Raw genomic sequence first — 14,053 nt, 5'->3', positions numbered from 1 at the left:
CAGTGGGGGCTTACTTGGCCAGGCCCGTGTTCCAGAAGAACGGCCAGATCGCCGGCGTGTAGCCTTCCAGCTTGGCCGAGCGCGCCGAGAGTCCGTTGAACTTGCCGACCTCGATGAAGGGCACTTCGTCGTACACCACCTGCTGCACGGCACCCCACAGCGGGCCGCGCTTGGCGACATTGGTCTCCTGGTTGAAGGCCGTGAGCGTGGCCTTCTTGGCGGGCGAATCCCACCAGCCCGGCGCGCCGTCACCCAGCTGCGGCGGCGAGAGCATGGGCTCGGGGAACAGGCCCGAGTGCGTGAAGTACACGTCCCACAGCTTGGCATCGTTGCGCCGCTGCACCAGCGTGGCCCAGTCCACCACCTGCAGTTCGGTCTTGAAGCCGGCCTTCTTGAGCTGCTCGGCCATCACCAGCGCCATGTTGTAGTGGAACTCGTACTGCCGGCTGGCCATGATGCGCACCGGCTGGCCGTTGTAGCCGGCCTTGGCCGCCTGGTCCTTGGCAGCCTGCGGGTTGCGCTCGTTGTACAGCTTGCTGCCCGCATCCGAGTAGTAGGGCGTGCCCTTGGGGAAGAAGTTGGGCTCCACCACGAAGAAGCGGTTGTCGCCAAAGCCCGCAGCCAGCAGCTCGCCCGAGCCCACGGCGGTCTGCACCGCGCGGCGCAGCGGCTGCGCGGCCAGCACGCCTTCCTTGGTGTTGAAGACGATGTAGGGGAAACCGAAGTTCTTGGTCACGATGGGCACCACGGCAGGGGCACCCTTGTCGATGCGGCTGGCCGCTTCCACGGGCAGCAGGTCGGCGTACTGGAACTGGCCCGACAGGGCGCCCTCCACGCGGGTGTTGGCGTTGGGCACGGGCACGAAGCGCAGTTCGTCGAGCAGGGCCTCGCGGCGGCCGGCATAGCCGCTCGGGGCCTCCTTGCGGGCGCTGTAGGTGTCGTGGCGCACCAGCACCGTGAACTGGTCGGGGCGGCGCTCCTTGAACTTGTAGGGACCGGTGCCGACGAAATCCTTGAGCTGCGGCGCGATGCTCTCCTTGGCCATGATGGCGGCCATGCCGCTGGGCAGGGCCAGTTGGGCCAGCAGCGGCGCGTAAGGTGCCTTGAGCTTGAGCTCCACCGACAGCGGGCCCTTGGCGGTGAGCGAGGCCACCTCCTTGCCCACGGCCTTGCCACGCGGCGACAGCTCCATCCAGCGCTGCAGCGAGGCCACCACGTCGTCGGCATTCAGGTCGCGGCCGTTGTGCAGCTTCACTTCCTTGCGCAGGGCGATGGTGTAGGTCAGGCCGTCCTTGGACACGGAGGGCAGGCCCTCGGCCAGCATGGGCGCCACGGCCCAGTTCGCGTCGAAGGTGTACAGCGGCTCGTAGACGTGCTGCATGATGGTGCCGACCAGGTCGGCCGTGCTCACCATGGGGTCCAGCCCCTGGGGCTCGCCGACCATGGCCAGGTTGGCGGCGCCCCCCTTGGCGGGGGCGGCCAGGGCGGGCTGGCCCGACCCCAGGGCCACGAGCACGGCAGCACTTGCTGCCAGGCCCAGAACGCTGCGCCTGGCGGCCTGAACAGGCCTTCCGGGCGTCAACCAATCACGGATGGATGAGGATTGCATCGTGGCTCCATAAGTAATAACATTACATTTTTAATCGTAGATGACTCGTTTGTGAAAGTCAAACGGGTTTTTTCCGATGATTTATGTAAATTCATTACACAAGGAGCTTGCATGAGCCATGTAGAACTGCTGGGCCAGTCCCCCATCGCATCCGACCGCCAGGCGCGTCCCCTGTCGCCCGCCACGCGCGCCGGCGACTTCGTCTTCGTCTCGGGCCAGGTGCCCACGGACGACCAGGGCCAGGTCATCGTCGGTGGCATCGAGGCCCAGACGCGCCAGGTGTTCCAGCGCGTCAAGGACGCCCTGGCTCTGGCCGACTGCACCCTGGCCGACGTGGCCAAGGTCAGCGTCTGGCTGGCCGATGCGCGCGATTTCGGCAGCTTCAACCGCGTCTACATGGAGTGCTTCGGCGAGCACCGGCCGGCCCGCTCCACGGTGGAGTCGCGCCTCATGATCGACGCCAAGGTCGAGATCGACGTGACCGCCTACAAGCCCCGTGCCTGAGCGTTCCACCACCTCCGTGGGAAAGACCTTCGACGTGGCCGCGCTGGGCGAGGCCATGGTCGAGTTCAACCAGGTCCACCCCGGCCAGCCGCAGTACCTGCGCGGCTTCGGCGGCGACACCAGCAATGCCGCCATTGCGGCGGCACGGGCCGGCGCGCGCGTGGCCTACCTCACGCGCATCGGGCAGGACAGCTTCGGCCAGGCGCTCACCGCGCTGTGGCGCACCGAGGGGGTGGACACCCGCGCCGTGCAGAGCGACGGCGAACACCCCACCGGCATCTACTTCGTCTCGCACGGGGCGGCCGGGCACGAGTTCAGCTACCTGCGCGCAGGGTCGGCCGCGAGCCGCATGGCGCCGCAGTGGCTGGCCGGCGAGCCCACGGCCGTGCTGCAGGCCGCGCGCATCCTGCACCTGTCGGGCATCTCGCTGGCCATCTCGCCGCAGGCCTGCGACACCGCCTTCGAGGCCATGCGCCTGGCGCGCGAGGCCGGCACCCTGGTGGCCTTCGACTCCAACCTGCGCCTGAAGCTCTGGCCGCTGGCGCGGGCCCAGGCCTGCATCGCACAGGCCGTGGCGCTGTGCGACATCTTCCTGCCCAGCCTGGAGGACATGCAGGCCCTGACCGGCCTGTCCGATCCCGACGCCATCGTCGACTGGGGCCATGCGCGTGGCGCGGCCACCGTGGTGCTCAAGCTCGGTGCCGAAGGCGCGCTGGCGAGCGACGGCCAGCGCAGGGAACGCATCGCAGGTCTGCGCGTCACGCCCGTGGACGCCACCGGTGCCGGCGACTGCTTCTGCGGCAACCTGCTGGCCCGCATGGCCCAGGGCGACGACGTGTTCGCGGCGGCGCGCTATGCCAATGCCGCGGCCGCGCTGGCCGTGCAGGGCTATGGTGCTGTGGCACCGTTGCCGTACGCGCGCCAGGTGCAGGTGACGGCTTGATGTAAGGGGAGCGTGGCAATAGTCGCAGCCTCAGGAAACTGGCGCGACCTGGGCGAGTGCTCCCGCGCAAGGGCCGCCCCGCCGCGCTGGGGGCGTCCCCCTCTGGGGGGAAGACGCGAAGCGGCTCAGGGGGGCTACCCCATTACGCTGCGAACAGGTCGGAGCGGGCGGCCTTGGTGATGGCGGCCACACAGGGGTGGCTGATGCGCCGCTCCACCGAGATCGCAAAGAACTCCTCGACCAGCTCCGACGAGCGGCCGATCACCTCCACTCCGAACTGGGCCTGGGTCTCCTCTTCCAGCACCGTGGGCGAGGTGAACACCCCGCGCCCCTCGCGCCCGAAGGCGTTCATCAGCGCGCTGTCGTCGAACTCTCCCACCAGGCGCGGCTGCAGCTGGTGCTTGTTGAACCAGTGATCGAGCTGCTGGCGCACCGAGGACATGGGCCCCTGGATCAGCATCGGCGCGCCATGCAGGCACCTGGGGAAAGGCCCTTGCAGTTGGCTGCGCAGGGCCGGTGCGCAGAAGAAGCTCATGGAGCTGGTGCCCAGGCCGTGGTTGAAGGCCTTGACGCCGATCTTCTTGGAGACCGGCTCGTCCGCCAGCACCAGGTCCAGCCGGTTCAGGCTCAGCTGCGCCACCAGCTCGGGGAACTTGCCCTCGTGGCAGGTCATGTGCACCTGCTCGGCCAGGCCCAGGGCAGGCTCCAGCAGGTGGTAGGCGACCGATTTGGCCACCGAATCCGCCACGCCCACGCGGAACTCCAGCGGGCGCGACTGCCCGCGCGCCAGGCGGATGGACTTTTCCAGCTCGTCGCCCAGCGCGAAGATCTGCTCCGCATAGCCCAGCGCCACGCGGCCTTCGCTAGTCAGCTCCAGCCCCCGGCCGCGCTTCTTGAACAGGTCGTGGCCCAGCCATTCCTCCAGCTGCTTGATCTGGCCCGACAGCGTCTGCGGCGTGGTGTTGAGCTGCTCGCCGGCTCGCATGATGCCGCCCGCCTTGGCCGTGGTCCAGAAGTAGCGCAGGTGCTTGAAGTTCATGCCGTCTCCTTGATACTTCGTAAAAATCGAAGTGAAAATCTCGATAAATCGAATATACGCGAAGTGTCAAGATCCCTACAGTACGTTCATGGACAGATCGCGGAACGCCCCTTCGGGCACCGAACCCTGGCCATACACCGTTCACAAGGAGTCAAAGATGCGGATCACCACCAGAGGACAACTCGCAGTCTCGGCCATGACCGATCTGGCCCTGCGCCAGAAAATGCGGCCCGTGGCCCTGTCGACGATCAGCGCGCGCCAGGGCACCTCGCTGTCTTACCTGGAGCAGCTGTTCAGTGCGCTGCGGCGCGCCGGGCTCGTGGATAGCACGCGCGGCCCCGGAGGCGGCTATACCCTCGCACGCAACACGGACGAGATTTCCGTGGCCGAGATCATCCTGGCGGTCGAGAACCTGAAGGCCGATGACATCCAGAACATGGCGCCCGGCCAGGCCGCGCAGGTGAAGTCGATGACGGGTGAGCTGTGGTCCACCTTCAACGCCCGGGTGATGGAATACCTGCAGTCGGTCACCCTGCAGGACCTCGTTGCCCAGCAGCTGGAGAAGGGCGTGGTCCCGCAAGAGGCCGCGCCCGCGGCCCCGCGGCCCAAGCTGAGCGCCAAGCCCCGCCCCCTGATGGCGCGGGTCGGCGTGCCCAACTCGGTCTTTGCCCTCGGCACGATCCCGTTGCTGCAGCGCCGCTGAGGGGGCGGCGCTCCTGGTGCGCCCGGAGCTCCGCCGCCGTGGCTACAGCTGGTGGGCGAGCTGCTTGATGCCGCGAATGAGCATCTCCACGGAGATGGCCACCAGGATCAGCCCCATGAGGCGCTCGAAGGCCATGACCACGCGTTCGCCCAGCAGGCGCTGGATGCGCTCGGCCATCAGCAGCACGACCGCGCACACCGCCATGGTCACGCACAGCGCGCCCACCCATTCCAGCCGCCGCTCGGGCGCCTGGGCCACGAGCAGCATCACCGTGGCCATGGCCGACGGCCCCGCCAGCGCGGGGATGGCCAGCGGCACGATCAGGGGTTCTCCGGGCAGCTCGGTCTGCGGCCCGGTGTCCGGCGGGAAGATCATGCGCAGCGCGATCAGGAACAGCACGACCGCGCCCGCGAGCTGCAGCGACAGGTCGCTCAGGTTCATGACCTGCAGGAACTGGGCGCCGAAGAACAGGAACACCAGCAGCAGCGCGAATGCGATCAGCACCTCCCGCAGGATCACGCGGGCGCGGCGCTCGGGGGCCACGCCGCGCAGGGCATTGGCGAAGATGGGGATGTTGCCCAGCGGATCCGTGATCAGCAGGAGCAGGATGGTGGCGGACGCGAAGGTGTAGCTCACGTGGCGTACACCCCATCGAGCGACCGGAAACCCTTGATCTCGATCGGGTTGCCGCTCGGGTCGTGGAAGAACATGGTCCATTGCTCGCCGGGCTCGCCCTCGAAGCGCACCTGCGGCTCCAGCACGAAGGGCGTGCGTGCCGCCTTCAGCCGTGCGGCCAGCGCATGCCACTCGGGCAGCTCCAGGATGGCGCCGAAATGCGGCATGGGCACCATGTGGTTTCCCACGTGGCCGGTGGGGGCGCTGGCGAAAGGCGCTCCCAGGTGCAGGGAGATCTGGTGGCCAAAGAAGTCGAAGTCCACCCAGGTGTCGGTGCTTCGGCCCTCCTGGCACCCCAGCACGCCGCCGTAGAAGCGGCGCGCGGCGTCCAGGTCGGTGACGTGAAAGGCGAGGTGAAAGAGGCTGCGCATGCGCACAGGATAGCAGCGGGATTTGCGCAGCGCACGGGTTCCGGCGCCGCCGCCCCCGCGCCACAATGCCGCATCTTCCCCAACTGCACCGCGCTTGCCGCGCGCACACCGCCATGCCTGCTTCTTCCCCCGACTACCAGCGCTACGAGACGCTGAACATCACCCGCCGCGGCGCCGATGGCGCGGTGCTGGACATCCAGATGCGCGCGCTGAACGGCAAGCTGCCCACGGCGGGTCATGTGGGCCACCGGGAGCTGTGCGGGGTCTGGCGCGACGTGAGCGACGACGACAGCGTCCGCTGCGCCGTGCTGCGCGGCGAAGGCGCGGGCTTCTCGGGCGGGGGCGACCTGGCCATGGTGCAGGACATGACCGAGGATTTCGAGTTGCGCTGCCGCATCTGGAAGGAAGCGCGCGACCTGGTCTACAACATCGTGCACTGCGACAAGCCCATCGTCTCGGCCATCCACGGCCCGGCCGTGGGCGCGGGCCTGGTGGCGGGCCTGCTGGCCGACATCTCCATCGCGGCGCGTGGCGCGAAGATCGTGGACGGCCACACCCGCCTGGGCGTGGCGGCCGGCGACCACGCGGCCATCGTGTGGCCGCTGCTGTGCAGCATGGCCAAGGCCAAGTACTACCTGCTGCTGTGCGACCCGGTGAGCGGCGAGGAGGCCGAGCGCATCGGTCTCGTATCGCTGGCCGTGGACGAGGCCGAGCTGCTGCCGCGCGCCTACGAGGTGGCCGACCGGCTGGCGGCCGGCTCGCAGACCGCCATCCGCTGGACCAAGCATGCGCTCAACCAGTGGCTGCGCCAGGCGGGCCCGATGTTCGAAACCTCGCTGGCGCTCGAATTCATGGGCTTTGGCGGCCCCGACGCCCGCGAGGGCGTGGCGTCCCTGCGCGAGAAGCGCGCCCCCAAGTTCTGACCACCAACTGCACGCGACGCGCAGTGCCCGCGCCCCTCCGGTCCCGTCCGCACCAACATCCACAGCCGCGTGAAACTGGTGCAGCCCCCTCCGGGGGAAGCCGCGCAGCGGCTCAGGGGGCTGCGCTCAAGCTTCACTTCCTCGCCAGCATGTCGGCGGTGTTCGTCTTGCGGTCGGCGTTCACGCGCTGCACGTGCGGGCGTTCGGCCATGCGCGCGAGGTAGTCGCGCACGGGCAGCGCGGCCAGGTAGTCGCGGCCATAGATGATCTTGGTGGCCGAGCTCACCAGTGGCAGGTGAACGATGGCCGCGCAATCGGCCATGGTGAACGTGTCGCCCGCCACGTAAGGGCTGAATTTCGCCAGCTGGCCGAACGCCGCGATGTTCTTCTCCAGCTGCGCGCCCACCTTGTCGCGGGCGGCCTCGCTCACGCTGCCGCCAAAGAAGGCCTGGGGGTACAGGTTGCGCGCCACCAGCTCCAGGTGCAGTTCCAGGAACGTGATCAGCTCGCGCACCTTGGCGGCCTGATAGGGGTCCGCGGGCAGCAGGGCGGGCTGGGGGTGGGCCATCTCGATGTAGTCGGCGATCACGGCCGATTCGCACAGTGGCCCGTGGGGGGTGCGCAGGTAGGGCACCTTGCCCAGCGGGCTGGCGCTGCGGTCGGTCTCGCCGACCCAGGCCAGCTCCTCGGTGAAGGGCAGGCCCTTTTCGAGCAGGGCGAGCTTGGCCTTGTTGTAGTAGTTGCTGGCGGAAAAGCCGCAGAGTGTGAGCATGGTGGAGTCTCCTTTGTAGTTGTGGATGACAGGCGCATGGTAGGCGGGCGCTCCTGCCGCGTCCGTCGCGCAGATGACCCTGATCAAGGCGGCCGGGGCCGGGCCACCTACAATCACCCTGCCATGCCTTCCTCCCTGCAAACCATCCGCGGCCTTCGCTGGCTCGCCCGCCTTGTGCTGGCGTGGTTTGTCCTGTCCATCGGCGTGGCCGTGGCCTCGCCCCTGGTCAACCCCCAGGCGATGGAGCTGATCTGCTCGGGTTCGGGCGCGATCAAGCTGCTGGTCAAGACCGACGATGGCATGCAGGAGATGTCCAGCCACACGCTCGATTGCCCCCTGTGCGCGCATGTCGGCGCTCCACCTCCCGTGTCCCAGGCCCGGCTGCCTGTGGTCCACCCCCTGGCGCACGCCCTGCGCCCCATCCCCGCCGCGCACATCGCTGCGCGCACCGCCGCGCCGCTGCCGCCGCGCGGGCCCCCCGCGTTCTCCTGAAATTGCTATTTGTTTGATAGCTGTTTGCGCTTGATGGATAAGCGCTGACGGCCTATTTGGCTTGAAATTCAGGAGTTCCCATGCGCAAAAGCCGCATGGCGCTGGCCGTGGCCGGCGCCTTTCCCCTTGCCCTGTCCTGGGCCGTGCCCGCGTGGGCCCAGACCGCTGACAGCAGCACGCCCGTCAAGGAGCTGGGCGTGGTCACCATCCGCGGCGGCCAGCCCACGTCGCTGCCCACGCAGATTCCCACCACCATCGAGGGCGTGACGCGCGAGCAGATCGAGCACTCGATCAACGCCACCGACAGCGAAGATGCCCTCAAGTACCTGCCCAGCCTGCTGGTGCGCAAGCGCTACATCGGCGACTACAACCACGCCGTGCTGTCCACCCGCGCCTCGGGCACGGGCAACCCGGCGCGGTCCATGGTGTTCGCCGACGGCATCCTGCTCTCCAACTACCTGGGCAACGGCCCCACCAACGCGCCGCGCTGGATGCTGGTCACGCCGGAAGAAATCGAGCGCGTGGACGTGCTCTACGGCCCGTTTTCGGCCGCCTACGCCGGCAACTCGGTGGGCGCGGTGGTGGACTATGTGACGCGCATGCCCACAAAGTTCGAGGCGCATGCGCAGGTGAGCTACCAGCACCAGCCGTTCGATCTGTACGGCACCAGCGCCACCTACGCGGGCAAGCAGGTCAGCGCCTCGGTGGGCAACAAGAATGGCGACTGGTCGTGGTTCCTCAACTTCAACAAGACCGACAGCGAGGGCCAGCCGCTCACCTTCCCCACGCGCCTCGTGTCTGCAGGCGCCGTGGGCCATGCAGGCACGCCGGTGACGGGTGCCGTGCTGGGCGACAACCGCGGCAACCAGCCCTGGTACCTGCTGGGCACGGCCACGCAGTACCACACGCAGCAAGACCATATCAAGGCCAAGATCGCCTACGACGTCTCGCCCACCGTGCGCGCGGCCTACACCCTGGGCTGGTGGCACAACGAATCCGAAGGGCGCCCCGCCAGCTACCTGCGCGACGCCAACGGCAATGCGGTGTACGGCGGCACGGTCAACATCAACGGCCGCTCGTACACGCTGGCGCCCACCGACTTCAATGTGTCCAACGAGAACCTCACGCACTTCATGCACGGGCTCTCGGTCAAGAGCCACACGCAGGGCACGTTCGACTGGGAAGTGGCCGCCAGCCTGTACGACTACCAGACCGACACCCTGCGTGCCGCGACGGTGGCGATGCCCGCCGCGTTGCATGGCGGCGCGGGCCGCATCGTCAACGGCAAGGGCACGGGCTGGAACACGCTGGCCGCCAAAGGCACCTGGCGGCCGGATGGCGTCCAGGGCGCCCACATCGTGGACTTTGGCCTGCAGCGCGACAGCTACCAGCTGCGCACGGTGGAGAACGCCACGGCGAACTGGATCAACGGCGCTGCGGGCGCCCGCAACCAGGCGTTCAACGGCGACACACAGCTGCTGGGCCTGTGGGCGCAAGACACCTGGAAGATCGCGCCCCAATGGAAGGCCGTCCTGGGCGCCCGCGCCGAACGCTGGAGCGCCAGCAACGGCCAGACCGGCAACGCCACCACCACGGTGAACCACCCCGGGCGCAACGAGACGTACTTCTCGCCCAAGGCCGCCGTGGCCTGGCAGGCCAGCGACCTGTGGGTGTTGAAAGCCTCCACCGGCCGCGCGGTGCGCATGCCCACCGTGGCCGAGCTGTACCAGGGGGGCATCAGCGGCAGTGGCACGCTCATCAACAACGACCCGAACCTGAAACCCGAAAAGAGCTGGACCACCGAGCTCACGGCCGAGCGGGACATGGGCAACGGGCTGCTGCGCCTGACCGCGTTCTTCGAGCGCACCAGGGACGCGCTGTACTCGCAGACCAACGTGCTCGTCACGCCCAACGTGACCAACGTGCAGAACGTGGACGCCATCCGCACCAAGGGCATCGAGCTGTCGTATCAGGCCGCCAATGTGCTCCTGCGTGGGCTCGACCTCGGGTCAAGCCTGACCTGGACGGACTCCAGGATCACCCGCAACGACAAGTTTCCCGCCAGCGTGGGCAAGTGGCAGCCGCGCATCCCCGAGTGGCGCGCGAGTGCCGTGGCCACGTACCGGCCGGACGACAAATGGTCGTACACCCTGGGCGCGCGCTACAGCGGCAGGCAGTACAGCACGCTGGACAACACCGATGTGAACGGTTTTGCCTACCAGGGCGCGAGCCGCTACTTCACCACCGACGTGCGCGTGCGCTACCAGATCACCAAGCAGGTGAGCGCCGCCGTGGGCATCGACAACCTCAACAACTACCAGTTCTGGAACTTCCACCCCTACCCGCAGCGCACCTACATGGCAGAACTAAAGATAACCCCCTGAGCGGCTTCGCCGCATCCCCCAAGGGGGACGCCTCCAGCGGCCCGGCGAAGCCGGTTCCGCGGCGGCGCTCGCCTCGGGCGCGCCAGTGTTGAATGCAATGCATCGTTGAAACGAAAGGTCTGAATATGAAATCAAATACTATGAAAAATATAGCGGCTACCGCTTTGCTGTTAAGCGCTGCAGGCATTTTTGGCTCTGCATCCGCCCATGTGGTGCTCGAATACCAGGTGGCCCCGGCGGGCGCCAGCTACAAGGCGAGCTTCAAGGTCGGCCACGGCTGCGGCGCGTCGCCCACGCGGCAGATCGCGGTGGACATCCCGGCCGGCATGCGCGGCGCGCGCCCCATGCCCAAGCCGGGCTGGACGCTCGATGTGCAACGCGACAAGCTGGCCCAGCCGTACACCAGCCACGGCCGCAGCATCACCGAGGACGTGGTGCGCATCACCTGGACGGCCAAGACCCCGGAGGACATGCTGCAAAGCGCGCACTACGATGAGTTCGTGCTCGTGGCCCAGGCGCCCGAGCAGGCGGGCACCGTGTACTGGCCCGTGCGCCAGGCCTGCGCCGAAGGCCGGAACGACTGGACTGACGTGCCCAAGGCGGGCCAGAAACTTTCGGACCTGAAGTCCCCTGCGGCGGCGCTGGAGATTCTGCCCACGGGCGGCGGCGTTGCCCACCATCATTGACAGTCAGGCCCACGGGCTTGTTCCATCCAATTTTCCTTCTGATATCCGAAAGACATCCATCATGAAAAAACTGCTTCGCACCGCCGCCCTCGTTTCCACACTGGCCGCGACCTTGGCCAGCGCCCCTGCTGCGTGGGCACAGACCGCCGCCGTCAAGGTCGAAGGCGCCTGGGCGCGCGCCAGCGTGCAGGGCCAGAAGGGCACCGGCGCCTTCATGCAGCTGACCGCCCGGGACGGCGCCCGCCTGGTGCGCGCCGAGTCGCCCGCTGCGGGCGTCACCGAAGTGCACGAGATGAAAATGGAAGGCGACGTGATGAAGATGCGCGCCGTGCCCGCGCTGGACCTGCCCGCGGGCAAGACCGTGGAGCTCAAGCCCGGTGGCTACCACGTCATGCTGCTGGACCTGAAGGCCCCGCTGGCCAAGGACAGCTCGGTGCCCATCACGCTGGTGTTCCAGGACGCCAAGGGCGCGGAGAGCAAGCTGGAACTGAGCGTGCCCGTGGGCACGTCGGCGCCCGGCGGCGCCAAGGCGCATGAGCACAAACACTGAGGATTTGGCCTGCGCCACTGCCTTCGCGGCCGCAACGCATTGGAGTAAGCTGTGACCCCACCACAGACCCACCTCTTGCGGAGCGGCCATGAGCGACACATCGAATTTCGGTTTCGGCAAACTTGTTCCCGGTTTTGACTTTCTGCAGAGCCTGGCCAAGGGGGCGTCCAGCGGCATTCCGCAGTTGCCCAACCTGAGCAACTGGGTAGCGCCCACCATCAGCGTGGAAGAGCTCGAAAAGCGCATCGACGAACTCAAGGCCGTGCAGTTCTGGCTGGAGCAGAACTCGCGCGCGCTGGCCGCCACCATCCAGGCGCTGGAGGTGCAGAAGATGACCCTGGCCACGCTCAAGGGCATGAACTTCAGCATGGGTGACGTGGCCAATGCCTTCAAGCTCAAGACCGCCGACACCGTGATGAGCGGCGTGCAGAAAGCCGCCGACACGGTGAGCGGCGCGGCCGGCGCCGTCGCAGGGGCCGCCGCCCGCGTCACGGGCCGCGCGAGCCCCGCCGAAGAAGCAGAAGAAGACGAGGGCGAGGACGCCGAGCCCGCCGCCCAGCCCGCCAAGGCCAAGGCGAAGGGCAGCAAGGCGGCAGCGGCCGCCGCCGCCGCCGCCGCGCCCACCGTGGTGGACCCGATGCAGTGGTGGGGCGCGCTCACCGGCCAGTTCCAGCAGATCGCCGCCAACGCCATGAAGGACGCGGCCAAGCAGACCGCCATCGACACCACCAAGAACATGGCCACGGGCCTCGCCAAGGAAGCCCTCAAGACGGCCACCGGCATGGCCACCCAGTTCGCCGCCAAGGGCATGCAGACCATGCAGGGCGGCGCCAAGCGTGCCGCGGCGGCGGGCACCGCCAGGAAGACCGCCGCCACCAACAAGCCCGCGGCCCGCAAGACCACGGCGAAACCCGCCGCCAAAAAAACCGGCAGCAGCACCCGCAGCCCGGCGGCCCGCAAGCGGGCGGGCTGACGCCAACGCGGGCGGGTGGCAACCCGTGGGGGCCCGACACCCCCGCCACCGCCCCTGGCACGGAGATCCACACCATGAAGCTTTTCCCTTCCGGCCACGCCACCCATCCCCAGTGGCGCATGGCCGCCGCGCTGGTTCTGGCGCAGTTGCGCGCCCAGATGGCGCTGCCCGAATACGCCTCGGCGCCCACGCTGGGCCTGCTCTACATCACCGACCACTACGCCAGCGAGGCCCAGGCGCTGCTCGACCACCTCAGTGGCGAACTGCCCGAGGTCACGGACTGGAGCGGCACCGTGGGCGTGGGCGTATCGGCCAACAATGCCGAGTACTTTGACGAGCCCGCGCTGTCGGTGATGCTGCTCGATGTACCCGCCGACCAGTACCGCGTGTTCTCGGGCGTGGCACCGTTGCCCAACCACCCGCGCCACCCGGCCAGCGGCTTCGTCGCGCACACCGCGCTGGTGCATGCCGATGGCCAGACGCCCGAGCTGGCCGAACTGCTGGCGGAGATGGCGGCCCGCACCGATACGGGCTATCTCTTTGGGGGCCTGAGCGCAAGCCGCGGCGCGAGCGTGCAGTTCGCCGTGGGGGGCGATGGGAACATGGCCGGGCAGGGCGCGGCGGGCGGCGTGTTCGATGGCGGCCTGTCGGGCGTGGCGTTTGGCGCCGGCGTGGCGCTGGTGTCGCGCGTCACGCAGGGTTGCCAGCCCGTGGGGGCGCTGCGCACCATCACCGACGCGCAGGAGAACGTGGTGCTGCAGCTCGACGGCGAACCCGCGCTGGACGTGCTGCTGGAGACGCTGGACGTCACGCTCGACGGAGATCCCCAGCCCGCCCTGCGCAAGGTGCGCGCCACGCTGGCGGGCCTGGTCAGCGCGGGCGAGCAGCCCCAGGGCCAGCGCCGCACGGGCCACTTCGGCACCGACACGCGGGTGCGGCACATCGTGGGGCTGGACGGCGCCCGCCGGGGCGTGGCGCTGGCCGACAAGGTCGAGGCCGGCATGCACCTGGCGTTCTGCCAGCGCAACGTGGCCGCGGCGCGCGCCGACCTCATGCGCATCTGCGCCGAGATCCGCGAGGAGCTGTCGCCAGAGGAGCTGGAGCCCGTGCCGCTGGTCTCGGATGCCGCGGCGGGCGCGGCCGCCGGGCCCGCCGCGGGCGGCCAGGGCAGCCTCGCCCCGCAGGCGGGCCGGCGCATCTGCGGCGCCATCTACGTGAGCTGCTCGGGCCGTGGCGGCCCGCATTTTGGCGGCCCCAGCGCCGAACTGCAGATCGTGCGCCACGCGCTGGGCGATGTGCCGCTGGCCGGTTTTTTTGCGGGCGGCGAGATTGCCCACCACCATCTGTACGGCTACACCGGCGTGTTGACCGTGTTTGTGGACGGCGAGCCCTCACCGTCCTGATGTAGAAGAGGGGGCGGGCTGGTGCA

The 14,053-nt window shown here is 68.5% G+C and carries 15 protein-coding genes; 10 read left to right on the top strand and 5 right to left on the bottom strand.

The genetic code is table 11. The features are described 5' to 3' along the window. Positions 1–10: 10 nt before the first annotated feature. Entirely contained in the window at positions 11–1,609 is a 1,599-nt protein-coding gene (locus tag AC3RCE_RS23205; protein WP_492254054.1) for an ABC transporter substrate-binding protein, read from the bottom strand. 111 nt (positions 1,610–1,720) lie between these two features. On the opposite strand from AC3RCE_RS23205, the gene AC3RCE_RS23200 reads away from it, so the two are divergent. Both AC3RCE_RS23200 and AC3RCE_RS23195 read left to right on the top strand, forming a co-directional pair. Beyond that, positions 1,721–2,113, top strand: coding sequence for a RidA family protein (locus tag AC3RCE_RS23200; protein ID WP_007849612.1), 393 nt, complete (start codon positions 1,721–1,723; stop codon positions 2,111–2,113). Positions 2,114–2,168: 55 nt separating this feature from the next. Continuing rightward, positions 2,169–3,056 carry a sugar kinase gene (locus AC3RCE_RS23195; protein WP_492255429.1) on the top strand — a complete coding sequence of 296 codons (888 nt, stop codon included), beginning with the start codon at positions 2,169–2,171 and terminating at the stop codon, positions 3,054–3,056. A 142-nt stretch (positions 3,057–3,198) separates the two neighbouring features. Here the strand turns inward: AC3RCE_RS23195 and nhaR are convergent, their stop codons facing one another. After that, positions 3,199–4,095 carry a transcriptional activator NhaR gene (nhaR, locus tag AC3RCE_RS23190; protein ID WP_218341255.1) on the bottom strand — a complete coding sequence of 299 codons (897 nt, stop codon included), beginning with the start codon at positions 4,093–4,095 and terminating at the stop codon, positions 3,199–3,201. A 157-nt stretch (positions 4,096–4,252) separates the two neighbouring features. Between nhaR and AC3RCE_RS23185 the strand changes: the two genes are divergently transcribed. Next, positions 4,253–4,798 carry an Rrf2 family transcriptional regulator gene (locus tag AC3RCE_RS23185; RefSeq protein ID WP_218296843.1) on the top strand — a complete coding sequence of 182 codons (546 nt, stop codon included), beginning with the start codon at positions 4,253–4,255 and terminating at the stop codon, positions 4,796–4,798. Between the two features lie 42 nt (positions 4,799–4,840). On the opposite strand, the gene AC3RCE_RS23180 is transcribed toward AC3RCE_RS23185, so the two are convergent. Both AC3RCE_RS23180 and AC3RCE_RS23175 read right to left on the bottom strand, forming a co-directional pair. Then, positions 4,841–5,434 (bottom strand): MarC family protein, encoded by a 594-nt coding sequence (locus AC3RCE_RS23180; protein WP_218296844.1) that lies wholly within the window; start codon positions 5,432–5,434, stop codon positions 4,841–4,843. Then, positions 5,431–5,844 (bottom strand): VOC family protein, encoded by a 414-nt coding sequence (locus tag AC3RCE_RS23175; RefSeq protein WP_218341256.1) that lies wholly within the window; start codon positions 5,842–5,844, stop codon positions 5,431–5,433. Before AC3RCE_RS23175 ends, AC3RCE_RS23180 begins: the two co-directional genes overlap by 4 nt. A gap of 113 nt (positions 5,845–5,957) precedes the next feature. Between AC3RCE_RS23175 and AC3RCE_RS23170 the strand changes: the two genes are divergently transcribed. Continuing rightward, complete coding sequence (locus AC3RCE_RS23170) at positions 5,958–6,767, top strand: enoyl-CoA hydratase/isomerase family protein (protein WP_218296846.1); 810 nt, start codon at positions 5,958–5,960, stop codon at positions 6,765–6,767. A gap of 133 nt (positions 6,768–6,900) precedes the next feature. On the opposite strand, the gene AC3RCE_RS23165 is transcribed toward AC3RCE_RS23170, so the two are convergent. Beyond that, complete coding sequence (locus tag AC3RCE_RS23165) at positions 6,901–7,539, bottom strand: glutathione S-transferase (RefSeq protein ID WP_218296847.1); 639 nt, start codon at positions 7,537–7,539, stop codon at positions 6,901–6,903. A gap of 123 nt (positions 7,540–7,662) precedes the next feature. On the opposite strand from AC3RCE_RS23165, the gene AC3RCE_RS23160 reads away from it, so the two are divergent. The 6 genes from AC3RCE_RS23160 to AC3RCE_RS23135 all read left to right on the top strand — a co-directional run bounded on the left by AC3RCE_RS23160 (position 7,663) and on the right by AC3RCE_RS23135 (position 14,027). Beyond that, positions 7,663–8,031, top strand: coding sequence for a DUF2946 family protein (locus AC3RCE_RS23160; protein ID WP_218341257.1), 369 nt, complete (start codon positions 7,663–7,665; stop codon positions 8,029–8,031). 80 nt (positions 8,032–8,111) lie between these two features. Continuing rightward, positions 8,112–10,415 (top strand): TonB-dependent receptor, encoded by a 2,304-nt coding sequence (locus AC3RCE_RS23155; RefSeq protein ID WP_218341258.1) that lies wholly within the window; start codon positions 8,112–8,114, stop codon positions 10,413–10,415. A gap of 125 nt (positions 10,416–10,540) precedes the next feature. Then, positions 10,541–11,101 (top strand): YcnI family copper-binding membrane protein, encoded by a 561-nt coding sequence (locus AC3RCE_RS23150; protein ID WP_255591613.1) that lies wholly within the window; start codon positions 10,541–10,543, stop codon positions 11,099–11,101. Positions 11,102–11,162: 61 nt separating this feature from the next. Continuing rightward, on the top strand, positions 11,163–11,651 hold the full coding sequence (locus tag AC3RCE_RS23145; RefSeq protein ID WP_218296851.1) for a copper chaperone PCu(A)C: 489 nt from the start codon (positions 11,163–11,165) through the stop codon (positions 11,649–11,651). Positions 11,652–11,739: 88 nt separating this feature from the next. After that, complete coding sequence (locus AC3RCE_RS23140; RefSeq protein WP_492254053.1) at positions 11,740–12,624, top strand: PhaM family polyhydroxyalkanoate granule multifunctional regulatory protein; 885 nt, start codon at positions 11,740–11,742, stop codon at positions 12,622–12,624. A 74-nt stretch (positions 12,625–12,698) separates the two neighbouring features. Then, on the top strand, positions 12,699–14,027 hold the full coding sequence (locus tag AC3RCE_RS23135; protein ID WP_492245070.1) for an FIST signal transduction protein: 1,329 nt from the start codon (positions 12,699–12,701) through the stop codon (positions 14,025–14,027). The last annotated feature ends 26 nt before the right edge of the window (positions 14,028–14,053 follow it).

This window comes from Acidovorax sp. GW823-FHT05D11 (assembly GCF_058795695.1).
Note: the sequence above shows the minus strand (reverse complement) of the source record. Positions and strands in the feature narration are given on the sequence as shown.

Excerpts from the sequence above, each read along its gene's own strand:
- AC3RCE_RS23155 (WP_218341258.1), top strand. The coding sequence starts at position 8,112 with ATGCGCAAAAGCCGCATGGCGCTGGCCGTGGCCGGCGCCTTTCCCCTT.
- AC3RCE_RS23140 (WP_492254053.1), top strand. The coding sequence starts at position 11,740 with ATGAGCGACACATCGAATTTCGGTTTCGGCAAACTTGTTCCCGGTTTT.
- AC3RCE_RS23170 (WP_218296846.1), top strand. The coding sequence starts at position 5,958 with ATGCCTGCTTCTTCCCCCGACTACCAGCGCTACGAGACGCTGAACATC.
- AC3RCE_RS23195 (WP_492255429.1), top strand. The coding sequence starts at position 2,169 with ATGGTCGAGTTCAACCAGGTCCACCCCGGCCAGCCGCAGTACCTGCGC.
- AC3RCE_RS23185 (WP_218296843.1), top strand. The coding sequence starts at position 4,253 with ATGCGGATCACCACCAGAGGACAACTCGCAGTCTCGGCCATGACCGAT.
- AC3RCE_RS23145 (WP_218296851.1), top strand. The coding sequence starts at position 11,163 with ATGAAAAAACTGCTTCGCACCGCCGCCCTCGTTTCCACACTGGCCGCG.
- AC3RCE_RS23160 (WP_218341257.1), top strand. The coding sequence starts at position 7,663 with ATGCCTTCCTCCCTGCAAACCATCCGCGGCCTTCGCTGGCTCGCCCGC.
- AC3RCE_RS23165 (WP_218296847.1), bottom strand. The coding sequence starts at position 7,539 with ATGCTCACACTCTGCGGCTTTTCCGCCAGCAACTACTACAACAAGGCC.
- nhaR (WP_218341255.1), bottom strand. The coding sequence starts at position 4,095 with ATGAACTTCAAGCACCTGCGCTACTTCTGGACCACGGCCAAGGCGGGC.
- AC3RCE_RS23175 (WP_218341256.1), bottom strand. The coding sequence starts at position 5,844 with ATGCGCAGCCTCTTTCACCTCGCCTTTCACGTCACCGACCTGGACGCC.
- AC3RCE_RS23205 (WP_492254054.1), bottom strand. The coding sequence starts at position 1,609 with ATGCAATCCTCATCCATCCGTGATTGGTTGACGCCCGGAAGGCCTGTT.
- AC3RCE_RS23200 (WP_007849612.1), top strand. The coding sequence starts at position 1,721 with ATGAGCCATGTAGAACTGCTGGGCCAGTCCCCCATCGCATCCGACCGC.
- AC3RCE_RS23135 (WP_492245070.1), top strand. The coding sequence starts at position 12,699 with ATGAAGCTTTTCCCTTCCGGCCACGCCACCCATCCCCAGTGGCGCATG.
- AC3RCE_RS23150 (WP_255591613.1), top strand. The coding sequence starts at position 10,541 with ATGAAATCAAATACTATGAAAAATATAGCGGCTACCGCTTTGCTGTTA.